Origin of the sequence: Paenibacillus caseinilyticus (assembly GCF_027533645.1) — a bacterium.
In the GTDB taxonomy this organism is placed as follows: Bacteria; Bacillota; Bacilli; order Paenibacillales; family NBRC-103111; genus Paenibacillus_G; species Paenibacillus_G caseinilyticus.
The window spans coordinates 174,741-200,669 of the sequence record NZ_JAQAGY010000007.1 but is presented as its reverse complement, the minus strand read 5'-3'; the positions used below and the strand labels follow the sequence as shown (position 1 = coordinate 200,669).

Below are 25,929 nucleotides of genomic sequence, written 5' to 3'. Positions count from 1 at the left end.
TGGGTGCTTCTGAACAGCTGGAGCTTGTCCGTATGGTCAAGAAAGTGCAAAGGAAATGTTAAATTATAGTATACCAACTTAATAGTGAAAAGGCGTGTGCTATGATTTATTCATGATGCGAGTATACCTAGAGGAGCGAGACGAATTGAACACGGAGATGACTACATTACTGCCGCTTACGGAAGCCCAGCAGAGAATTTGGTTCATGGAGAAGTTGTTCCCTTCGACGACGGCAGCGCTTGTGGCCGGCAGTGTAAGAATCCGGGGCAGTGTGCAGCCCGCACGACTGCAGCAGGCCATCCGGCAGGTGATACAGCGGAGCGATGCGTTCCACCTGCGGATTACGGAGGAGAACGGGGAGCCCCGCCAATATATCCTGCAGCCGTCCGAACTGCCTGATGCGCCTTGGCTCGATTTTAGCGAACGGGGCGGAGCGGAAGGGGCGGAAGAGTGGCTGCACTACTATAACCGGACCCCTATGGCCTGGATGGATGCCGAGCTCTACGCCTTTGTGATTCTGCAGGTGGGCAGGGAAGAGTACTGGGTGCACCTGCGGGCGCATCATATTCTCTTCGACGGCATCTCGCTGGGGCTTGTCGGGCACCGGATCATGCAGTACTACGCCGAACCGCCCGGGGAAGGGGAGATCCCGGCGGCCGGGTTCCTGGATGCCCTGCCTGCGGAGCGGGCCTACCAAGCTTCGGAGCGGCAGAAGAAAGACCGGACCTACTGGCTGGACCGATTCCGCACGCTCCCGGAAGGTAGGGAACTGAAGGCATCCCGGTCCCGGACGGTCAGTACACAGGCCGCGCGTTATACGTTAGCGGTGGATTCGGCGCTGTATAAGCAGCTGGCGGACTACTGCCAAGTCCAGCATGTAAGCCTTTTCTCCTTTTTCTTAAGCGTCTTCGCGGTCTATATTCATAAAGCCACGGGAGAGCGGGATCTGGCGGTCGGCACCATCTATGCGAACCGTACGGGGCCTGGAGACAAAGAGCGGATCGGCATGTACGCAAGCACGGTGGCCGCTAGACTGGAAGTGGACCCCCAGTGGGATATTCCTACCCTGCTGGCCAAGGTATCCAGGGAGCAGTCGGGCATGCTGCGCCACCAAAAATACCCGTATAACCAGCTTATTCAAGAACTGAGAGAGCTTCACGGAACGCCGGAGCTGCAGCGGTTGTTCGGGGCTGCGATCGAATACCGGCCGATGAAGTCCACGGTGTACGGCGGGCTTCGCGCGCAGATGCACAACCATTTTTGCGGCCATGAGAGCAACGATGTGCTGCTGCGGGTCGAAGATTACCCGGAGGAGGAGGAGCTTCGCCTGCACCTGGATTACCGGGTGGAGCTGTTCACAGAAGATGAGATGAGGGCGATGGGACGCCACTTGCTGACGATCGCAGAGCGGATGGCTGGGCAGCCCGGCGGGAGCATTGCACGCCTGTCTTTGCTGTGCGAGGAGGAAGAAGCGGAGCTGCTTCGCGGCTTCACCGCCACATCGTACCCTTATCCTCAGGAGAGCACGATACATGGCCTGTTCGAAGAGCAGGCTGCCCGGACGCCGGATCGGACGGCTGTCGTGTGCGGGCCGCAGCGGGTGACCTACCGGGAGCTGAATGAAAGAGCCAACCGGCTGGCCAGGAAGCTTCAAGCGCAAGGGCTTCGGGAAGGCGGGCTTGCCGCCGTGATGGCGCAGCGTTCGGTGGAGATGATCGTCGGCCTCTTGGCCGTGCTCAAAGCGGGCGGAGCCTATGTGCCGGTAGACCCCGGCTATCCGGAGGAGCGGATCCGGTACATGCTCGAAGATTCGGGCGCTGAGCTGCTGCTCGTGCAGGAGGAACTCCCGGGTGCCGTGCCGTTCGAGGGCCAGCAGGTTCTGCTGGGGGAGAAGATAACCCTGCCGGAGGACGCTTCGAATCTCCCGCCGGCAGCGGCGCCAGGCTCCCTCGCCTATGTGATCTATACCTCGGGAACGACCGGCCGGCCCAAGGGAGTCCTGGTGGAGCACCGGGGGCTGTGCAGCCTGCAGCCGTTCTTCCGTGATGCTTTGGGGATCGGCGAAGAAGACCGGATCCTGCAGTTCGCCAGCTTTTCATTTGACGCATCCGCCTGGGAGCTCTATATGGCCTTGTTCAGCGGAGCGGCCGCTTATTTGCCTTCGGCCACCGATATGAGCAATTATCACGCCTTCGAGGACTATGTGACGGAGCACGCCATCACCACGGCAACGCTGCCGCCGGCTTATGCCGTGCATCTTGATCCCGGGAGAATGCAGCCGCTGCAGCGGCTGATTACCGCAGGCTCCGCGGCGTCTGCGGATCTGGTCCTGGCGTGGAAGGATCACGTCCGCTACTACAATGCCTACGGTCCGACGGAAGATTCGATCTGCACGACGATCTGGTCAGCCGATGATCTTCCTGCGGGTACCGGCGAAGTGCCGATCGGACGCCCGCTGCCGAACCACCGGGTCTATCTCGTGGATGAGGGGCTCCAGCCCGTCCCGGTCGGCATACCGGGCGAGCTGTGCATTGCCGGTACGGGACTTGCCAGGGGCTATCTCAACCGGGCGGAGCTGACGGCGGAGAAGTTCGTGGACAACCCGTTCGAGCCCGGCGGACGCCTGTACCGGAGCGGGGACCTGGCGAAGTGGCTGCCGGACGGAAGCCTGGTCTACTTAGGACGCATCGACCAGCAGGTGAAGATCCGGGGGTTCCGCATCGAGCCGGCCGAGGTCGAATGGAACCTGAAGAAGCTCGAGCCGTCCATCCGGGAAGCGGTGGCCGCAGCCCGCGAGGACCGCAGCGGTCACACGGTTCTCTGCGCTTATGTGACCGCAGAGCGGACGCTGGACGTGAATGCGCTGCGGGATCGGCTGTCGCTGGAGCTGCCTCCCTATCTCGTGCCTTCTTACTTGATGCAGCTGGAGCGCATGCCCCTCACTCCGAATGGCAAGATCGACCGCAAATCGCTGCCCGAGCCTCACGCCGAAGCGCGCCCCGAAGCGGCATACGTACCTCCGCAGACGGAGACGGAGGAGCTCCTGGCTTCGATCTGGCAGAGCGTGCTGGGGAGCGGACCGGTAGGCAGGCTGGACCGGTTCTTCGATCTCGGCGGCGATTCGATCAAGGCGATCCAGGTCTCGTCGCGGCTGCTGCAGGCGGGATACAAGCTGGAGATGCAGGATTTATTCCAATATCCAACGGTAGCTGAGCTCGGGGGGCGTCTAACCCCGGTCAGCCGAACCGCGGATCAGGGGGAAGTCCTTGGGGCGGTCAAGCTGACGCCGATTCAGCGGTGGTTTGCGGAGCAGTCCTTCGCGGAGGCCCGCCATTTTAATCAGGCGGTGATGCTGTTCCGGGAGGAGCGGTATGAGGTGAGCGCCCTGCGGATGGCAGTGGAGCGGCTGACGGCGCATCACGACGCGCTGCGCCTCCGGTTCCGCCTGGACCAAGGCATCGGGGAAGCTTGGAGCCGTGGGAGCGGGGAAGATGGGCTGTACACCCTGGATGTGCTGGACTTCACGGAGCAACCTTCCGGCGGCCTGGAAGAAGCCATCCGGGAGCATACGGACCGCATCCACAGCGGCATGAACCCGGAGGGCGGCCCGCTGGTCAAGCTGGGCCTGTTCCGCTGCCCGGACGGAGACCACCTGCTGATCGCGGTGCACCATCTGGCCGTCGACGGAATCTCCTGGCGGATTCTGCTCGAAGACTTGGCGGCCGGGTATGCGCAGGCGGTGAAGGGGAAACCCGTTACGTTCCCGGCCAAGACCGATTCGTATCAGGCTTGGGCGCAGGGACTTGCCGAGTATGCCCTAAGCGAAGAGGCAGAGCAGGAGCGGGCCTACTGGCTCGGTGTAATGAGCCAGGAGACGTCTGTGCTTCCGAGGGATATCACACACGTACGCCCTCTGGTGGGCGACAGTCGGACCGTCACGATCTCGTGGACGCGGGAAGAGACCCGGCAGCTCCTTACGGAAGCGCACCGGGCCTACCGGACGGAGATCAACGATCTTCTGCTGACGGCCCTTGAGATGGCCGTGGGCGCATGGTCCGGCATTGCGCATGTGAAGGTTACGCTGGAAGGCCACGGCAGGGAGCCCATCCTGCCGTCCATAGATGTCACCCGTACGGTGGGCTGGTTCACGAGCCGGTATCCGGTCGTACTCGACACGGGTTCGCAGGAGCCGCTGGCAAGGCGCATCAAGCGGCTCAAAGAACGGCTCCGTTCGGTCCCCGGCAAGGGCATCGGATACGGCATTCTGCGATATCTCTCCGGCGAATTCGGCGCAGGCGCGGAGGAGACGCATCCGCTGCAGGCCCTGCCGCCGGCGGAGTCTGAGATATCGTTCAATTACTTGGGTCAGTTCGACCAGGATTTGGAACGCTCGGGCCTCCAGATATCGCCCTACCCGGCCGGAAGCTTCCAGAGCCCCCTCGCTGCTAGGACGGCGGTTCTTGACTTCAATGCGATGATCCGGGACGGGGTGCTGGTCCTCAGCTTGGATTACAGTACCGGGGAGTACAGCGAAGCTGCGATACGGGAGCTGGCGGCTGCGGTGGAGAACAGCCTCCGGCAGGTGATCGCACACTGCGCGGCCCAGGAGCGTACGGAGCTCACGCCAAGCGACGTGCTGGCAGAGGGGATCGGTATCGAAGAGCTGGAACGGTTCATTGGAAGCGTACGGCATCTCGGAGAAGTGGAGGATGTGTATCCGCTCACGCCTATGCAGCAGGGCATGCTGTTCCAGTCCCTGCTGGAACCGGATTCTGCGGCCTACTTCCAGCAGGCCTCCTTCGATGTCGAGGGTGCGCTGGATCTCGAAGCCTTCGCCCGCAGCTTAGACGCCCTCGTGCGGCGTCATGCGGTTCTGCGGACGAACGTATTCGCCGGCGGGCAGGACCGCCCTCTTCAGGTGGTGTTCCGAAGGGATGGCGGGGAATTCCTGTATCATGATCTGAGGGAAAAGCTGAGGGGAACCGCGGAGCAGGACCGGGCGACCGTGCTGGACGAGCTGGCGCGTCAGGATCTGGCCAGAGGGTTCCGGCTGGATCACGATGCCCTGATGCGTCTGACGGTCATCCGCACGGACGAAGAGCGGTACCGGTTCCTGTGGAGCTTCCACCATATCGTGATGGACGGCTGGTGCCTGTCCCTGATCACCAAGGAGGTATTCGAGACGTATTCGGCTCTCCTCGAGCAGAGACCGTTGGACGATCGCCCCAACCCTTATGCCTATCGTGATTATATCCGTTGGCTGAACCGGCAGGATGCCGCAGCAGCCTCGCGCTATTGGAGCGAATATCTGGAAGGCTATGAAGGAGGGAGCCGGCTGCCCGGCGAACGGGAAGCGGGTACGTGGCAGGGATACGAAGCCGAACGCTGCGTTCACGATCTGGGAGGTTCCCTCACGCAGAAGCTCAATGAGCTGGCGGTGGGACGCCAGGTGACGCTACACACCGTGCTGCAGACCGCGTGGGGCATCGTGCTCCAGAAGTACAACGGAGGCAGCGACGCCGTCTTCGGCAGCGTCGTCTCCGGGCGGCCGGCGGATATGCCGGGGATCGAGCGCATGATCGGTCTGTTCATCAACACGGTGCCGGTACGGGTCCGCAGCGCTCCGGAACTTCCGGCAGCCGACTTGTTGAAGCGGGTGCAGGAGGAGTCGCTCGCTTCCCGCCGGTACGAGACGTACCCGCTGCATGAGATTCAGTCGCTCAGCGCCCCTAAGCAGGATCTGGTCCGCCATCTGATGATCTTCGAGAACTATCCGGTGGAGGAGCAGGTCCGGCAGGGAAGCGGGGAGCGCGGCCCGGGACTAGCAATCACGAACGTGAGCCTCGCGGAACAGACGAACTATGACTTCAACCTGACGGTGATTCCGGGCGAGAGCCTGCGGCTGCTCTTCGAATATAATGCGCTGGCCTACGACCGTGCGGCCGTGGAGACGATCCGCGGGCATCTGCTGCATGTGCTGGAGCAAATGGCAGGGAACCCGGCGGCGCGGGTACAGGAGCTGGCGCTGGTCACGGAAGAGGAGAGAAGGGAGCTTCTCGGCCGTTTCGGCGAACAACGGGCTCTGAGCGGCGCGTCCTCCGGGAGAGCGGTTCACGCCCTCTTCGAGGAGCAGGCGGAGAACACCCCGGATGCGCCGGCGGTGATCTATGGCGATGGCCTCATGACCTACCGGGAGCTGAACGAGCAGGCCAACCGGCTCGCCCGCACGCTTCGGCGCCATGGGGTTGGACCGGACAAGCCGGTGGCGATCCTGGCGGACCGCGGCACCGATCTGGCGGCCGGGATACTCGCCGTCCTCAAGGCCGGAGGGGCTTATGTCCCCGTCGATCCCGGCTATCCCGAAGAGCGGATCCGCTACCTGCTGGAGGATTCCGGATCCGCCGTGCTCCTGACGCAGACGGTTCTACAGGAACGCATCGTCTTCGGGGGGACGACCCTGCTGCTCGATGAGGACTCCGTCTACGATAAGGACGCTTCGAATCCGGAGCCGGCCTGCGATCCGTCTCATCTCGCATACATGATCTATACGTCGGGGACGACCGGACTCCCGAAGGGCGTGATGATCGAGCACCGGCAGTTGACCGCGGTCGCACAGGCTTGGAAGGAAGTCTACGGCTTAAGCGGAGGGGACGTGCGCGTCCTGCAGTGGGCGAGCTTCTCGTTCGACGTGTTCACGGGCGACTTCGTCCGGGCGCTGCTGCACGGAGGCCGGTTGATCCTATGCCCGGCGGAGGTCCGTATGGACCCGCAGGGCATCTACGAGCTCATGGCCAGACACCGCATCACCTTCTTCGAGTCGACGCCGGCCCTGGTGCTCCCGCTGATGGATTATGTATATGAGAACGGGCTCGACATCGCCTTCTTGAAGGTGCTTGTCCTCGGCTCGGACGTCTGCCCGCCCGATGCCTTCCGGACGCTGCAGGCCCGTTATGGCAGCACGATGCGGATTATCAACAGCTACGGGGTGACGGAGGCCTGCATCGACTCCTGCTTCTACGAAGGGACGGGCGAGCCTCTCTCCAGCCTGCCGGTCGGCAGGCCGCTGCCGGGAACCCGTATGTACCTCCTGGACGAGCATTTGGCGCTTCAGCCGGTCGGCGTTCCGGGCGAGCTGTATATCGGCGGAAGCGGCGTCGGACGGGGATATTGGAACCGGCCGGAGCTGACGCGGGAGAGGTTCGTGGAGGATCCTTTCGTTCCGGGCGGACGCATGTACAAGACAGGCGATCTGGCGGTATGGCTGCCGGACGGGAATCTCGACTACCGGGGGCGGATGGACCACCAGGTCAAAATCCGCGGCTTCCGCATCGAGCCGGGCGAGATCGAGGCGGCGATTCTCCAAGCGGAAGGCGTGAAAGAAGCCGTCGTCGCCGCACGGGAGGACGGAAGCGGACAGAAGGCGCTGTGCGCATATGTGGTGCCGTACGATGCGCTGGATCCCGGCGGGCTGCGCGCCTCGCTCTCCGGCAGGCTGCCCGCCCATCTGATCCCGGCCCACTGGGTGCTGCTGGAGCGGCTGCCGCTCACGCCGAACGGCAAGGTGGACCGCAGCGCGCTCCCGGCTCCCGAGGGGAACATGCATCTTGCGGCGCCGGCAGTCTATACGGCTCCCCGCACCCCCGAGGAGCGGGCGCTGGCCGAAGTGTGGCAGTCGGTGCTGGGCTGCGCCGAGGTCGGCAGCACCGATCACTTCTTCGACCTGGGCGGGGACTCCATCAAGGCGATCCAGGTCGCTTCGAGGCTCCGGCAGGCCGGCTACCGGCTCGACATCAAAGATCTATTCCGGTCCCCGGTGGCGTCGGAGCTCGCGCTGTGCCTGACGCCAGCGGAACGGATGGCGGATCAGGGCGAGGTGTCCGGGGAAGTGCCCTTCACCCCGATCCTCCACTGGTTCCGGGAGCAGGAACTGTCCGAACCGCAGCATTACAACCAAGCCGTGATGCTCTTCCGGCCGGAGCGCTTCCAGGTGGATGCGCTGCGCAGGGCCTTGGAGGCGGTAGCTGTACATCACGATGCGCTCAGGCTCGTCTGGCGTAATGCTTCCGAGGGCCCGGTTCTATATAACCGGGGGATCGGGGAGGGCGAGAGCTTCCTCCTGGAGGTTCTGGATCTCAGCGGCTTGGACCGGGCTGAAGACCTGGCTGCGACGATAGAGGCGGAAGCGGAAGCCGTTCAAAGGGAGATGAACCTCGGCGAAGGTCCGCTGATGCGGCTCGCTTTGTTCCAATGTCCGGATGGGGACCACCTGCTGTTCGCCGTTCATCATCTGGCCGTGGACGGGGTATCGTGGCGCATCCTGTTCGAGGATCTGGCCGAGGGTTACAGGCAGGCGCTGGATGAGCGGCCGATCCGCTTCATGCCGAAGACGACGTCGTTCCGGGAATGGGCTCTGGAGATGAACCGGGAGGCCCGCAGCGAAGCTGCTGCAGCGGAGCGGGCGTATTGGGAGCAGATCGAGGCGGCGCCGGCCGATCCGCTTCCGGTGGACCGGAGCGACTGGACTTCTTCCGGTTCGCTGATAAGCGACAGCGATACGGTGAAGGTGAGATGGGCGGCAGACGTAACAGAACGGCTGCTGAAGGAAGCCCACCGCGCTTACCGGACGGATGCCAATGACATCCTCCTGACCGCACTGGGAGTGGCGGTACAGCGCTGGGGCGGTGTGAAGCGGTTGAAGATCAACCTGGAAGGGCATGGCAGGGATGTCCTGCCGGCCCCCGGCATCGACATTGCCCGGACGGTAGGCTGGTTCACCTGCCAGTATCCGCTCCTGCTGGAAGCCGGGGAGCAAGAATCGTTGTCCCGGCGCATCAAGACTGTGAAGGAGACGCTGCGGGCCGTTCCCCGCAAGGGCCTCGGGTATGGCCTGCTGAAGTATATGTCCGGCCACAGAACCCTGACGTCCGCCGAACCGGAGGTCTCCTTCAACTATCTGGGCCAGTTCGACCAGGACCTGGAGGGCAGCGGCTTCGGGCTCTCCCCTTATGGGATCGGCACAGCGGTCAGTCCCAGCGCGAACAGGCCCTATCGACTCGATATCAATGGGATGACCACGGGGGGCCGGCTCGAGCTGGAGATCGCTTACAGCCGTACGGAGTACCGCAGGGAGACCATCGAAGAGCTGGCGGGGCTGCTGCACGCCGCTGTGGAAGAAGTGATCGCGCACTGCTGCGCACAGGCAGCGGCTGAGCTTACCCCAAGCGATGTGCTCGTGAGAGGCTGGCGTATGGAGGAGCTGGAAGCCTTCGAGGCCGAGGTCCGGCAGGTCGGGGAGCTGGAGAATGTATATCCGCTGACCCCGATGCAGATGGGGATGTTCTTCCATCATATGATGGATGGTACGTCACCCGCCTACTTCGAACAAACGGCGGTGGATCTGCAAGGTCCGCTTGATCTCGTGCTCCTTACCCGGAGCCTGCAGATGCTGGTGGACCGGCATGCGGTGCTTCGGACGAGCATCCGCATGGGTCCCGGCGCGCAGCCGGTTCAAGCGGTATTCCGCGCACGCTGCGCCGAAGTGCACTATGCGGATCTGAGAGAGCTGTCCGCCGGGGAGCTGGCAGTCGAGCTTGCAGCCTATGCCGAAGAAGACCGGGCCCGGGGCTTCCGTCTGGATTCCGATCCGCTCATGCGGCTGACCATCCTCCGCTCGGGTGAGGAAGCGTACCGCTTCCTGTGGAGCTTCCATCATATTCTGATGGACGGCTGGTGCCTGTCGCTCATCCTGGAGGAAGTGTTCGGCACCTATGCCGCCCTGCAGGAACAGCGGATGCCCGAGCGGGTGCAGGTTCCGCCTTACAGCCGCTATATCGAATGGCTGGAGAACCAGGACCGGGACGCGGCGGCCGCCTATTGGGCCGATTACATGGCGGGCTGCGAAGGGCAGACGCTGCTGCCCGGCATGCGGCCGTCGTCGGCGGAGCCGGTGCTGCGGCCGGAGCGTGTCTCCTGCACGGTGGGCAGCGAGCTGACCGCACGGATGAACCTGGCGGCGAAGCGCTGCGGGGCGACGCTCTACAGCTGGTTCCAGGCGGCTTGGGGCTTGCTGCTACAGTATTACAACGGAAGCGGCGAAGCTGTATTCGGCAGCGTCGTGTCCGGCAGACCGGCGGAGATGGCCGGCGTGGACCGCATGATCGGCCTCTTCATCAACACAGTGCCGGTCCGCGTGCGCAGCGATGCCACTACGTCTTTCGCCGCCCTCGTGAAGCGGGTGCAGGAAGAAGCCTTGGCTTCCCGCGCTTACGAGACTTACCCGCTGTATGAAATCCAGACGGGCTCGGAACTTCGGCAGGATCTCATCAACCACATCCTGGCGTTCGAGAACTATCCGGCGGAAGAGCTGCTGGGGCAGCCTGGCGGGCTGGTGGGCACGGGCCTTACGGTTACCGGCTTATCTGCCGAGGAGCGGACGAGCTACGATTTGAACGTCATCGTTCTTCCGGGAGCGGAGCTTGGGATTGTCTGGGAGTACAATGGGGCGCGGTTCGGCCGGGAGGACATCGAGCGGATGCAGGGCCATCTGCTGCAGCTGCTGGAGCAGGCCGCCAGCCGGCCGGATGCGCTGCCCGGGGAGCTGGATCCGCTGACGGCGGCGGAGAGGGAGCTCATCCTGGGCCGCTTCAATGATACGCAGCGCGAGTATCCGAGCGGCAGCGCCGTCCACCGCCTCTTCGAGGAGCAGGCGGCGAAGGGGCCGGACCGGGAAGCGGTCGTGTTCGGCGGCCGGAGCCTCACCTACCGGGAGCTGAACGAGCGGGCGAACCGGCTGGCCCGCAGGCTGCAGGAACATGGCGTCGCGGCCGGCAGTCCGGTCGCTGTCATGGCCGGGCGCACGCCCGCCACGATCGTCGGGCTGCTCGCCGTGCTCAAGGCGGGCGGCGCCTATGTGCCCATCGATCCCGGTTATCCGGAGGAGCGCATCCGTTATATGCTGGCGGACTCGTCCGCCCGGCTGCTCCTCGTACAGAGCCGCAGCCAGGAACGCTTGATGCAGGGCCTTGTCTGCCTGCCTCTTGAAGAGGAGTCGCCTGCTGGGGACTCGTCCAATCTTGCTGCGGCCGAAGACCCGCGTGCGCTGGCCTATATTCTCTACACCTCCGGTACGACGGGGCTGCCCAAAGGGGTGATGGTCGAGCACCGCAGCGTTGTGCGGCTCGTCCGGAATACCGATATCATCGAATTCCGGGAGGAGGACCGGATTCTGCAGACCGGGGCGGTCGTCTTCGACGCTTCGACCTTCGAGATCTGGGGAGCGCTGCTGAACGGCTTGAGCCTGCATCTGGTGGAGGATCACACGATTCTCGACGGGGCTCTGCTCCAAGAGACCGTGCGGCGGGAGCGGATAACGGTCATGTGGCTGACTTCGCCGCTCTTCAACCAGCTCGTGGAGATGAATACCGGCCTCTTCGCGGGACTGCGGACGCTCATCGTGGGCGGGGATGCCTTGTCGCCCGTACACATCAACAAAGTAAGGGAGGCGCATCCCGGGCTCCTGATCGTGAACGGCTACGGCCCTACGGAGAACACTACGTTCTCCACCGTCTATCCGATCCGGGACACCTTCGAGTCCGCGATACCTATCGGCAGGCCGATCCGCCAGTCGCGGGCCTATATCCTGGACAGGTTCGGCCGGCTGCTGCCCGTCGGCGTGCCGGGCGAGCTGTGCGTCGCGGGAGATGGCCTCTCCCGGGGATACCTGAACCTCCCCGTGCTGACGGCCGAGAAGTTCACCGATGATCCGTTCTTCCCGGGCGAGCGCATGTACCGCACAGGGGATCTGGCCCGGTGGCTGCCGGACGGCACGATCGAATACATGGGACGGATGGATCACCAGGTCAAAATCCGCGGGTACCGCATTGAGCTCGGCGAGGTGGAGACGCAGCTGCTGCGCCTCGAGGGCGTCCGGGAAGCCGTGGTGACCGCAATCGGCGGGGAAGCGGAGCAGAAGGCGCTCTGCGCCTATGTGACAGCCGACCGGCCGCTTCCCCCGCGGGAGCTGAAGGCCGCGCTGGCCGCCGTGCTGCCGGCTTATATGGTGCCGGGCTTCTTCGTCCAGCTGGAGCGGATGCCGCTGACGCGAAGCGGCAAGATCGACCGGCAGGCGCTGCCGGCGGCGGAGAAGGACGCCGCAGGGGCACCGGCAGAAGCCGGGTATACTGCACCCCGGTCTCCGCTCGAGGAGCGGCTGGCTGCCATCTGGCAAGAGGTGCTCGGCGTCAGCCGCGTAGGCGTGCACGACAATTTCTTCGAGATCGGGGGGCATTCTCTGCGGGCGGCATCGCTGGCAGCCAAGATCGCGAAGGAGCTGCACTGCGCGCTCCCGCTGCGGGAGATTTTTCGGTATCCGACGATCGAGGGGTTGGCCGGGGTGCTCGGCAGCTTGGCCCCGGAGACTTACACGCCCATCCCGAGAGCCCCGGAGAAGGATTACTACGCCGTCTCGTCCGCCCAGCAGAGGATGTATCTCCTCAGCCACTGGGAGGGCGGCGAGCTCAGTTACCATATGCCGGGGGCGCTGACCGTACGTGGGCCGCTCGACAAGAACCGGCTGGAGCACGCTTTCCGGGAGCTGATCCGGCGCCATGAGACGCTGCGTACCGGCTTCGGCACGGTGAACGGGGAGACGGTCCAGCGGATCCGGGAGGAAGTGGACTTTAATGTAGAGCTCCTGGAGCCGGTCAGCGGTTCAGAGGGCGGCACCGGCGCGGTTCTGGACGCGTTCGTCCGCCCGTTCGATCTGGAGCAGCCTCCGCTGCTGCGGGCAGGCCTGCTCGAACTAAGCGCTGACAACCATTTGCTGCTCTTCGACATGCACCACATCATCTCGGACGGCGTCTCGATGGGAATCCTCATCGACGAGTTCTCGGCCCTGTATGCAGGGAAATCACTGCCGCCGCTGGCGATTCAATACAAAGACTATGCGGCGTGGAAGCAGGAAGGTCTGCAGAGCCCCGCAATGAAGGCGCATGAAGCGTACTGGCTGGAGGTGTTCCGCGGGGACCTGCCGGTGCTGGAACTGCCGGCGGACGCTCCGCGGGGGGCGGTCAAGCGCTATGAAGGCGGCGCTGTACGGTTCACCATCGGAGCGGCGGAGAGCCGGGGACTGCGAGAGCTCGCTGCCCGCACCGGCTCCACCTTGTACATGGTCATGCTCGCCGTCTATACGGCGCTGCTGTCCAAGTACAGCGGGGCGGAAGATCTCGTCGTAGGCAGCCCGTCCGCCGGGAGAGATCATCCGGATCTTGCGCCGCTGATCGGCATGTTCGTGGATACGCTGGCTCTGCGCTGCTATCCGGCGGGCGGCAAGACGTTCCTCGCTTACTTGGAGGAGGTGCGGGACAGCGCTCTGGATGCGTTCGAGCATGGGGATTATCCGTTCGATGCGCTGGTCGACAAGCTGGGCGCGGCAGGAGATCCTTCCCACAGCCCGCTGTTCGACACGATGTTTGCCCTGCAAAATACGGAAAGAAGGGAGCTGAATGTGGACGGGCTGCTGTTGCAGCCTGCCGATGTCGCAGCGCCGGCGGCCAAGTTCGATCTGACGCTGAGTGCGCTGGAAGAAGGGGACGCCATCGCCTGCACGCTGGAATATGCCGCCGCCCTCTTCCGTCCGGAGACGGCCGAGCGGATGGCCCGCCACTTCCAGGAGCTGATCCGGTCGGTGGTGAGAGAGCCGCTGTCGCCGCTGTCGTCCCTCGGTATGATGACGCCGGAGGAAGAGTCGCAGCTCTTGTATGATTACGGCAGGGCTGCCGGGGACGAAGCCGAGTGGGCGGTCACGCTGACCGAGGCTTTCGAGCGGCAGGCGGCCCGGACGCCGGAGGCGGTTGCCGTGGTGTTCGGCAGCGAGCGGCTGACCTACCGGGAGCTGAACGGCCGGGCGAACCGGCTGGCGCGGACGCTGCAGGGCTGCGGTCTTGGCAGCGGCATGCGTGCCGGTCTGATCGCCGGCCGCTCCATCCACACCATCGTGGGAATGCTGGCGATCCTCAAAGCGGGCGGGGCGTATGTGCCGGTCGATCCGGATTATCCGGAGGCACGGATCCGCCTCATGTTGGAGGACTCGGAAGCGAGGCTGCTGCTCGTACAGAACAGCATGATGCCGGCGTTAGCCGAGGCTGACTTGCCCTGCATCGATCTGGAGGATGCCGCCTCCTATGAGGGGGAGGCGTCGGATCTCCGGACGGAATCGTCGCCGGACAATCCCGCCTACGTGATCTACAGCTCGGGAACGACTGGCCGTCCCAAAGGGATACTGACGACCCACCGGAATGTGATGCGGGTGGTCCGGGGAACGAATTACATTGAGCTCGGCGGAGAGGACCGGGTGCTTCAGCTGTCGAACTGCGCCTTCGACGGGTCGGTCTTCGAGATCTGGGGCGCGCTGACGAACGGGTCCGCTCTGGTTCTGATCGCCAAGGAAGACCTGCTCGATATGCGCTCGCTTGGCCGGATTCTCGCGGGGGAAGCGATCAGCGTGCTGTTCATGACGACGGCCTTGCTCCATGCGCTGGCCGAGGCGGATATCGGGGTCCTCGCTTCCGTACGGAAGGTGCTGTTCGGCGGGGAGCGGGCTTCCGTCCCCCATGTGCGCAGAGCCTTGGAGCATCTGGGGCCAGGCAAAATCATCCATGTGTACGGGCCGACGGAAACGACCGTGTTCGCCACCTGGTATGAAGTGAACGAGCTGGAAGCGGACGCGGCCGGGGTGCCGATCGGCCGTCCGCTTAGCGGGACATCTCTGTATGTCCTAAGCGCACAAGGGACACTGCAGCCGGTCGGCGTGCCGGGAGAGCTCTGCATCGGAGGCATCGGCCTGGCTCTCGGCTATCTGGGCCAGGCGGAGCTGACGGCGGAGAAGTTCACGGCGCATGGGCCGGTTCCCGGCGGAAGGTTGTACCGCACGGGGGATCTGGCGCGCTGGCGGCCGGACGGGACCTTGGAGTATATCGGGCGGATCGACCATCAGGTGAAGCTGCGGGGCCACCGCATTGAGCTTGGCGAAGTGGAGGCCCATCTCTCCCGGGTGACCGGGGTCGAAGAAGCCGTAGTCGTAGCCCGGGAGGATGCCGCAGGGGAGCTCGCGCTGGCGGCATATTATACTACGGGCTCCGCGGACCGCGGGCCTGGAGAGGCGGAGATCCGTGCCGCCCTGCTGCGGGAGCTGCCGGGCTACATGATCCCTTCCTGCTTCATCCGGCTCGAACGGCTTCCGCTGACGCGCAACGGGAAGATCGACCGGAGCGCCCTGCCAGTTCCGGAGTGGACCAGCCGGGAAGCGGGAGAGGTTGAAGCCCCGCGCACCGCGCTGGAGCGGCAGCTTGCGGCCATCTGGGCGGACCTGCTGGGACGCGGGAGCATTGGCGTCAAGGACAACTTTTTCGAGATCGGAGGACACTCCCTGCGGGCAGCCGCCCTCGCTTCCCGGATCTATAAGGAGCTGGACGGCCACCTCACGCTGCGTGACATTTTCCGGTATCCGACGCTGGAAGGCATGGCGGGGCTTCTCCAGAGGGGAGAGCGGCAGGCCTACCGCAGCATTCCGCGGATAGCGGAGCAGGCGTATTACCCCGTGTCTTCAGCCCAGAAAAGGATGTATATCGTAAGCCAGCTCATCGGCGGGGAACTCAGCTACAACATGCCGGGCGTGTTAACGGTCCATGGGGCGCTGGATCCGGACCGGTTGGAAGAAGCGTTCCGGTCCCTCGTGCGGCGGCATGAATCGCTGCGCACGGGATTCGAGATGAGGGACGGGGAGCCCGTACAGCGGATCCATCCGGCACCGGCATGGTCCATCGAACGGCTGCAGCCGCTGGAGGGCAGTAGGGAAGAGGCCGAAGAAGTCAAGGACCGGCTCCGCAGCTTCGTGCGGCCGTTCGATCTGGCGCAGGCTCCGCTGCTGCGGGTGGGACTGCTGCCGCTTGCCGGTGACCGGCAACTGCTCTTGTACGATACCCACCATATCATCTCGGACGGGACATCGATGGGCATTCTCATCCGGGAGTTCTCGGCATTGTACGGCGGGAAGGATCTTCCCCCGCTGGACATTCAGTACAAGGATTATGCAGCCTGGCAGCTCCAAGGGATGAACAGCGAGGCGATGGAGAGGCAGAAGGCGTATTGGCTGGAGGTGTTCCGCGGCGAACTGCCGCTGCTGGACCTGCCGGCCGATTACGCCAGGACTCCCCAGCCGGATCACCGGGGGGCGGCGGTGGATTTTGTCATCGGCGAAGCCCGCAGCCTGGCGCTGCGCGATCTGGCTGCCTCGACCGGAACTACGCTGTACATGGTACTGCTCGCCGTCTATGCCGTGCTGCTGTCGAAGTACAGCGGACAGGAAGACATCATCGTAGGCACGCCGGCCGCAGGACGGCCGCACCCGGACCTCGAGCCGCTGATCGGCATGTTCGTCGGCACGCTGGCGCTGCGGAGCCGGCCGGACGCCGGGAAGCCGTTCCTTGCCTTCCTGCAGGAAATTCGGGAAGGAACGCTTCAGGCGCTCGACCATCAGGAGTATCCGTTCGAAGAGCTCGTGGAGGCGCTGCAGGCCGCCAGAGACACCGGACGCCACCCGCTGTTCGATACGATGTTCGCCCTGCAAAATGTGGAGCGGGGAGAACCGGAGCTGGCCGAACTGCAGCTGGCGCCTTACCCGTCCGACTTCACGGCGGCCAAGTTCGATCTCACTTTGAATGCGGTGGAGACGGACGCAGATATCGCCTGCTCCCTCGAATATCGTACTTCTCTGTTCAAGCGGGAGACTGTGCAGCGGATGGCGGCCCATTATATCCGGCTGATCGATGCGGTGCTCGAGAGGCCGCAGGACCGCATCGCTTCCCTGGAATGGGTGACGGCGCCGGAGATTACGGAAATTGTCGAAGATTTTAATGCACCAGGCAAGGCGGTCCCTGATCTGCAGGAGCAGACGATTCACGGACTCTTCGAAAGACAGGCGGCGAGAACGCCGGATGCGCCGGCCGTCATCTCCAGCGAGATTCAGCTGACTTACGGGGAGCTGAACGCGAGAGCGAACCGGCTGGCCAGAACCCTTCGGGCGAAGGGCGCCGGTCCCGGACGGAGGACGGCCATTCTCGCCGACCGGTCGGCCGAGACGATCACAGGCATCCTCGCGGTACTCAAGGCCGGAGGGGCTTATGTCCCAGTCGATCCGGATTATCCGCAGGAGCGGATCTCGTTCATGCTGGAAGACTCGGGAGCGGAGCTGCTGCTGCTGACGCGCCGGCGGGAGATAGGCGCCGCATTCGGCGGTACGCGCCTCCTGCTCGATGAAGAGAGCTCGTATGACGGGGATGCTGCGAATTTGCGGGAGTCGGAGCTAGGACAGGCTCCGGATGCGGAGGATACGGCTTATGTCATCTATACCTCCGGCACAACCGGCCGGCCCAAGGGGGTCATGGTCGGCCACCGCGGCATTCTTCATTTCCAAAAGGCATTCGATCAGACGTTCGGCGTCCGATCGTACGACCGGATCCTCCAGTTCGCCAGCATGTCCTTCGACGCGTCGATCTCGGAGATGACGATGGCCCTGTTCTGCGGAGCCCCGCTCTATCTGCCTTCGGCGGAAGAGGTGATGGATTACCGGCTGCTCCGGGCGTTCATCGGCCGGCATGCGATCAGCGTGGCTACGCTGCCGCCGGCCTATGCCGTCTATCTGACGCCCGAAGAGGTGCCGAGCCTGCGGATTCTGATCACGGCGGGTTCGGCTTCTTCCCGGGAGCTCGTCCGCCGGTGGAAGGACAAGGTGTCGTACTTCAATGCGTACGGCCCGACGGAGGATTCCATCTGCACGACGATCTGGGACGCCTCCGTGGCGGTGCCTGAAGCGGCTGAGGGCGACCTCCCGGTCCCGATCGGCCGGCCGCTCGCCGGTCACCGGGTCTATATCTTGAATCCGCACGGACAGCTGCTGCCTGTCGGCATCCCGGGCGAGCTCTGCATCGCGGGCGTCGGGCTCGCCAGAGGTTATCTCGGCCGCCCCGATCTGACGGCCGAGAAGTTCGCGGATCATCCCCTCGAGCCGGGCGCCCGGATGTACAGGACCGGTGACCTGGCCCGCTGGCTCCCGGACGGAACCATCGAATACCTAGGCCGCATCGACACGCAGGTGAAGATCCGAGGGTTCCGCATCGAGCTTGGGGAAGTGGAAGCCCGGCTGGCTGCGCTTCCGGGTATCCAGGAATGCGCCGTGCTCGCCCGGGAAGATGGCGGCGAAGCCCGCTTGTGCGCTTACTATACATCGGATGAGGAGCTTTCGCCGCGCGAGCTGCGGAAGAGCCTCGCCGCGGTGCTGCCCGGTTACATGCTGCCGGCCCATTATCTCCGTGTGGACCGTATGCCGCTGACGCCGAACGGGAAGCTGGACCGCCGGGCGCTTCCGGCGCCGGCGGAGGAGAGCGATGACCGCGAGGACATCCTCCTGCCGCGCACTGCGCTGGAAGAGAGCTTGACCCGCATCTGGCAGGAGGTGCTGGACCTGCAGAGGATCGGCATCAGGGACGATTTCTTCGAGGCCGGAGGCCACTCGCTGCGGGCAGCCGCCCTGGCGGCCCGGATCCACCAGGACCTGGGATTCGGCGTATCGCTGCGGGAGATCTTCGCGAACCCGACCATCGAAGGGCTGGCGGGGGTCATCGAGCGGACGGGCCGCCCTGGGGAAGAAGCGATCCCGCAGGCCGGTGCGCGCGGAACCTATCCCGTGTCATCCGCGCAGAGGAGGCTGTATATCCTCAGCCAGCTCGAAGGCGGAGAGCTGGGCTACAACATGCCCGGCGTCCTGACGCTGGAAGGCCCAGTGGATGAGCAGCGGCTCGAGAACGCCTTCCTCGGTCTCATCCGCAGACACGAAGCCCTGCGCACCAGCTTCCACCTGGTGGACGGCGAACCTGTTCAGCGCATTGCGGCGGAAGCGCCGTTCCGGCTGGAACGCATCATGCGTCCAGAGCTCAGCGATGACGGCGAGGATGGTGCCATCCGCGGCCTCATCCGCCGGTTCGTCCGTCCGTTCGACCTTGAGCAGGCACCGCTGCTCCGTGCGGGCCTGATGGAGCTGGCACCGGAGCGGCATCTGCTGCTGTTGGACCAGCACCATCTGATCTCGGACGGGGCCTCGATGAACATCCTGACGGAAGAGTTCGCCCGCTTGTATGCCGGGGAAGAGCTGAGACCCCTGCGCATCCAGTACAAGGATTACGCCGTATGGCAGCAGGAAGGGGCGGGAAGCCGGAAGGCGGAGGAGCAGGAAGGCTACTGGTTGAATCTCTTCCGGGGAGAGCTTCCGGTACTGGAGCTTCCGGCGGATTATGCAAGACCGGCGGTGCGCAGCTTCGAGGGGAGCACGTTCGAATTCCGTCTGGGGGCGCAGCGCACGCAGGGAATCCAAGGCCTCGCTGCGCGGACGGGTTCGACGCTCTTCATGACGATGCTGGCCCTCTACAGCACCCTGCTGGCCAGAACCGCGGGAGGCACAGACATTATCGTCGGGACGCCAGTGGCCGGAAGGGTGCATCCGGACCTTCAGCCGCTGCTCGGCATGTTCGTCGGCACGCTGCCGCTGCGCAGCTTCCCGTCGGGGGACAAACCGTTCCTGGCGTACCTGCAGGAAGTGAAGGAGACGGCCCTTGGGGCGTTCGAACACCAGGATTATCCGTTCGAATCGCTGGTCGGAAAGCTTGATCTACAGCGGGACACGAGCCGCAACCCGCTGTTCGATACGATGTTTGCCTTACAGACCGCGGAGCGCCGCGGGCTGGAGCTCGAGTCTCTGCGGCTCCGGCCTTACGGCGGCGAGCCGGCGGCAGCCAAATTCGATCTGTCGCTTACCGCCGAGGAAGACGGGGAAGACCTCCTCTGCACGTTCGAATATGCGGTTTCCCTGTATCGGCAGGAGACGATAGAACGGTTCGCCCGGCATCTGCTGCAGCTTACCGATGAAGTGCTGGCGGATCCGCAGCGGAACATCTCATCGCTGAGGCTCATGACGGAGGAAGAAACGGCCCGGATGCTGGAGTTGTCCTCGGGCCCGGCCGCAGACCTTGGCGGGGAGACGACGCTGCACGGACGGTTCGAGGATCAGGCATTGCGTACGCCGGAAGCGGTGGCGGTCGTCTTCGAAGGAGAGCGGCTGACGTACCGCGAGCTGAACGGCAGGGCGAATGCGCTGGCACAGGCTCTGCGGAACAGCGGTGTGAGGGCCGGTATCCCGGTGGGACTGATGGCCGCACCTTCGGCGGAGATGATCGTCGGCATCCTCGGGATTCTGAAAGCCGGGGGCGCCTATGTGCCTCTCGATCCAGAGCATCCCGAAGAACGTGTTCGCCATATGCTGGAGGATGCGGGTGCAGGAGCTGCCGTCCTGCAGAGCGAGTGGCGGGAGCGGATTCCGGAAGCCTACCCGCAGTTCATGCTCGATGCGCCGGAACTCCAATCGGCGGATGAGCCGAATCCCGAAGCCGGCGCGAGCCCCTCGGATCGGGCTTACATTCTCTATACGTCCGGCACAACCGGCAGGCCCAAAGGCGTAGAGATCGAGCACCGCAGCATTCTCAACACGATCGGCTGGTTCCATGAGACGTTTGCCCCTTATCTGTCCCGAGCCGTCATGCTGACGACCGACTACACGTTCGATCCGAGTCTGGAGCAGATGTTCGGCACGCTGCTGTACGGGGCAGCCCTGCATTGCGTGCGCAAAGAGACGCTGCTTACGCCATCGCTCCTCCGCGCCTATGTTGCCAGGCATGACATCGCCCTGCTCAACATGACGCCGATGCTGCTGAAGGCGCTGCTCACCGGACAAGAGAGGATCGGCACCCTGCAGGCGCTGATCAGCGGCGGGGAACGCCTGGAAGAAACCTTGAAGGAAGAACTGCTCTCCCAAGGCTACCGGCTCTTCAATCATTACGGACCGACGGAAGCTTCCGTGGATGTGCTGGCGGGCGAGTGCCGCAGAGGCGAGCCGGTCAGCTTGGGCAGGCCGATCCCGAATATGTCCGCTTATGTGCTGGACGATGACCGGCAGCTTCTGCCCGTAGGCGCGGCCGGCGAGCTGTATCTGTCCGGGCCGGGGCTGGCTAGAGGCTACGTGAACCGTCCCGACCTGACGGCGGAGAAATTCCTCCCCGACCCGTTCGTCCCCGGCCGGCGCATGTACCGGACAGGCGATCTGGCGAGAAGGCGGCCGGACGGCAGTACCGAGTATCTCGGGCGGATCGACACCCAAGTGAAGATCCGCGGTTACCGGATCGAGCCCGGCGAAGTCGAGCGTGCGCTCGCCCGGATCCCTTCCCTCGGGGAAGCGGTGGTGACCGCCTGCCGGGACGATGGCGGCCAGACGCAGCTCTGCGCCTATTATACGGCCGGCCGTCCCTTGGAGGCCAAAGAAGTGCGCGGGCATCTGGCCGCAGAGCTGCCCGCTTACATGATCCCGCTCTACTATGTGCAGCTGGAGCGGATGCCGCTTACGGTGAACGGGAAGATCGACCGCGCTTCGCTGCCCAAGCCGCTTACGGCCTCCCGGAGTTCAGCGGAATACGCGGCTCCGCGCACCGGTACGGAAGCGAGACTGGCGCAGCTCTGGCAGGAAGTGCTGGGAGTGGAGCAGGCGCCCGGCATCAACGACAATTTCTTCGAGCTCGGCGGCCATTCGCTGCGCGCTGCGGCTCTGGCGGCCCGAATCTACCAAGAGCTGCAGCGCAATCTTCCGCTCCGCGAAGTATTCCGCGCACCTACGCTTGCGGCGATGGCCCAAGCGGTGGATGGCATGCAGCGGACTGCCTATGTATCCATCCGCCAAGCAGACCTGCGGGAGTCGTATCCTTTGTCCTCGGCCCAGAAGCGGCTCTATATCCTGAGCCGTCTGGCGGAAGGGGAGCTCGCCTACAACATGCCGGGCATTCTGCTGCTGGAAGGCCCGCTGGACCCGCAGCGGTTCGGGGACGCATTCCGCGGCTTGATCCGGCGCCATGAAGTTCTGCGTACGGGCTTCAGCCTCGCGGATGGCGAGCCTGTTCAGCGGATCCGGGCGGATGTGGAGTTCGCTCCGGAATACATGTCAGCCGGCGCTGCAGGTGATCTGGAGATAGAGGAGGCCGTGCGCCGGTTCGTCCGCCCCTTCGATCTGGAGGATGCGCCGCTGCTGCGGGCCGGACTGCTGGAGACGGGGCCTGGGCGCCATCTGCTGCTCTTCGATATGCATCACATCGTATCGGATGGCGCTTCGATGAACCTTCTATTCCGGGAATTCGCCGCCCTGTACGCCGGTGAGGAACTCCCGCCCCTGCGACTGCAGTATAAAGATTACGCAGTATGGCAGCAGGAAGCTCTGGCGGGCGAGGTTATGGAGAGGCAGGAGGCTTACTGGCTGGATAGGTTCCGCGGGGAACTTCCGGTCCTGAAGCTGCCCACAGACTATACAAGAGGAGCACGGCAGAGCTTCGAAGGCCGGCTCGTCAGCTTCGAGCTCGGCGTAGAGCGGAGCCTCCGGCTGAGGCGGCTCGCCTTGGAAGGCGGAGCGACCCTGCACATGGTCCTGCTTGCCGTCTACAGTCTGCTGTTGTTCAAGTACAGCGGGGATGAAGACATGGTGGTGGGCACGCCGGTGGCCGGCCGGCCTCACGCGGATCTCGAGCCGCTCATCGGCATGTTCGTCGGCACCCTCGCACTGAGAGTTCGCCCGGCAGGGAACAAAAGCTTCCAAGCGTACCTGCAGGAAGTGAAGGAGACCGCTCTGGGCGCCTATGAGCATCAGGATTATCCGTTCGAAGCGCTCGTGGAGGCTGTGCAGGCGCCGAGAGATCCGAGCCGCAACCCGCTGTTCGATACGATGCTCGTCCTGCAGAATACCGAAGAGAAGGAAACTGTGCTGGGCGGATTGACGATGAAGCCTTATCCGGCCGAGCATACGGTGGCCAAATTCGACCTGACGCTGGTGGCGTCGGAGGATGGGGACAACCTCCACTGCCAGTTCGAATACAGCACCGCGCTGTTCAAACAGGAGACAGTCGAGCGCATGGCGGCCCATCTGCTGGAGCTCGCCGACGCGGTTACCCTCGATCCGGAAGGGGTGCTCTCGTCCTACGAGATTGTTACCGCCCGGGAGCGGGAAGCGCTGCTCGGGGGGTTCAACGATACGGCAGGAGCTTACCCGCGGAGTCTCACGTTTCATGAATTGTTCGAAGAACAGGCGGCCTGCCATCCGGACCGGACGGCAGTGGCCTGCGGCGCAGAGGTGTTGACCTACCGCGAGCTGGACCGGCGGGCCGACGCACTCGCCTCGCGGCTGCGGCGGCTGGGCGTGGCGAAGGATCAGCCTGTGGGGCTGTTCCTCGGGCGGTCCGTGGAGCAGGTCGTTGGCCTGCTCGGTATTCTCAAAGCCGGCGGCGCCTTCCTGCCGATGGATCCGGCGTATCCGGCCGAGCGGCTCGCCTATATGATGGAAGACAGCGGCATCGCTATTATGGTTACCCGGCGCAGCGTCCTGGATGCATGCAGCCTGCCTTGGAGCGGGATGACGGTATACGCCGAGGACGACTTCGCCGGAGAAGAGACGGATTGGCTGGATGAGACGGGGGCTTCGCCGGGTTCCGCGGCGTACCTCATCTACACGTCGGGTACGACCGGCCGGCCCAAGGGTACGGTCGTGGAGCACCGGGGCCTCGCGAATCTGTCCGCTTATTGGACCGAGGATCTCGGCATCCGTCCCGAAGACCGGATCGGCCAATTCGCGAGCGTCTCCTTCGACGCTTCGGTCTGGGAGATCGGCATGGCGCTGCTTACCGGAGCCGCCCTTTATATCCCGGGCGATGACACGATCCGCGAAGCCGGGGCATTCGAACGCTACGCGGCGGAGGCCGGTCTGACGGTGCTTACGCTGCCGCCGACCTATGCCGTCCACCTGCATCCAGCCCGCCTGCCGTCCCTGCGCCTGCTGATCACGGCCGGTTCCGCCGCGCCGAGGGAACTGATCGACTTATGGTCGCAGCATCTGACTTACGTGAATGCTTACGGACCTACCGAGACGACGGTGTGCGCCACGGCATGGACTGTACCTTCGTCAGGCCTGCACGAAGATTCCCCGGTTACGATCGGACGGCCGCTGCGCAACACGCGGATCTACATTCTGGGGCCGGGAGATGTCCTGCAGCCGGTCGGCACGGCCGGCGAGCTCTGCATCGCGGGTGCGGGGCTGGCGCGCGGCTACCTGAACCGGCCCGAGCTTACCGCAGCAAGATTCACCGCGGATCCGTTCGCGGCCGGGGAGCGCATGTACCGGACCGGAGACGCCGCCCGGTGGTTGCCGGACGGTACGATCGAATACTTGGGGCGGATCGACAACCAAGTGAAGATCCGGGGCCACCGGATCGAGCCCGGCGAGATCGAAGATCAACTGCTGCGCTGCACCGGACTCCGGGAGGCGGCGGTTGTCCCTTACCGGGACAGCCGTGGAGCCGTGGAGCTGTGTGCATACGTCACGGCGGAGCGTGGAATATCCGCGGCAGAGCTGAGGCAGGCACTTGCTGCCGTGCTGCCGGCGTATATGATTCCATCCGCCTTCATGCAGCTGGAGTCTCTGCCGCTGACGCCAAGTGGCAAAGTGGACCGGGCCGCGCTGCCTGCGCCGCAGCCGCTGCCAACCGGCGGGACCTATGAGCCTACGGGCAGCGAATTGGAAGCGAAGCTCGCCGCGATCTGGCAGGAGGTGCTCGGCGTCGAACGCGTCGGCATGCACGATTCGTTCTTTGACCTCGGAGGCCACTCCATGCGGATGCTGGAGATGGTCGGCCGCGTCAACCGGGAGCTCCGGGCGGAGCTTGGCATCGGGGCCGCCTTCGGATTCCCGACGGTCCGCGGGCTCGCCGGACACCTGCTCGGACATACGTCTGCCAGCCCTTGGACGGTATGGAACGAAGACAGGGAAGAGCTGCTCTTCTGCTTCCCGCCGGTGATCGGCTTCGGTCTCGTGTTCGCAGGGTTGGCCCATGAGCTGCGGGAACAGACGGCGGTGCTCGCCTTCGACTATATCGATGGAGACGACCGGATTGCGCGGTACGCCTCTGTCATCATGGAGAAGCAGCCGCACGACGATATCCGTCTGGCCGGCTATTCCGGAGGCGGAAATCTGGCCTTCGAGGTGGCGAAGGAGCTGGAGAAGCGGGGGAGAACCGTTGCGGTCCTGATTCTCTTCGATGCGTACCCGCGGCTTCAGGTAATGGAAGCCGGGATGGAGGCTGGGATGGAAGCAGGGAAGGAAGCTGAGATGGAAGCTGCTGCCGGAGCAGAGGAGCTGGCGGAGGATGAGCTGATGGAATATCTGCTCTCTCATGGAGCGGGGCCCGATATCTTGGAATCCGAAGGCATACTGGACGAGATCCGCTCCAGGCAGGCGGGCTTCCAGGCGTATCTGATGTCCCTGGTCCAGTCGGGGCAGATCGCTGCTGATGTGCTGCTCATCCGGGCGGAGCCCGAAGGCCAGGCAGAGGAGCGGCATACGTGGGACACGCTGGCCTCCGAATGGCAGCGGATGACTAACGGCGAGCTTATCATCCGTCAGGGCCGTGGAACGCATAACCTCATGCTCCACGCGGACTTCCTTGCGGATAACCTGGATTGGGCACAACAGGCCATACAAGCAGGCGGGCAAACCATCGTGCCGCCAAGGCAGGAGTGAACAATCGCGTCATCCGCGCCGGGCGTCCTGTCATGTCAAATAGAGTAAGGAGCAAAGGGCTGCCGCGAGGCAGCCCTTCGTCTTTCTTGAAAAATTTCTTGATAAATAAGAATTTATATCTCGCCGGGGCTCGATCCTGTAATCTTATATATCTCATAAGCGCGCATCGTCCTGAAAGAACGGCGAAGCCGTTTATCTTGCATCCCAGCCGTGTTGCGTTGCAT

1 protein-coding gene is annotated in these 25,929 nt (G+C 64.1%); it reads left to right on the top strand.

Annotation, left to right across the window (positions count from 1 at the left end):
• The first annotated feature begins 157 nt into the window (after positions 1-157).
• Positions 158-25,705 carry a non-ribosomal peptide synthase/polyketide synthase gene (locus tag O9H32_RS13010; protein ID WP_269866524.1) on the top strand — a complete coding sequence of 8,516 codons (25,548 nt, stop codon included), beginning with the start codon at positions 158-160 and terminating at the stop codon, positions 25,703-25,705.
• Positions 25,706-25,929: the final 224 nt, after the last annotated feature.

Bases quoted from the DNA above. Each gene is read 5' to 3' on its own strand.
- O9H32_RS13010 (WP_269866524.1), top strand. From the start codon at position 158: ATGACTACATTACTGCCGCTTACGGAAGCCCAGCAGAGAATTTGGTTC.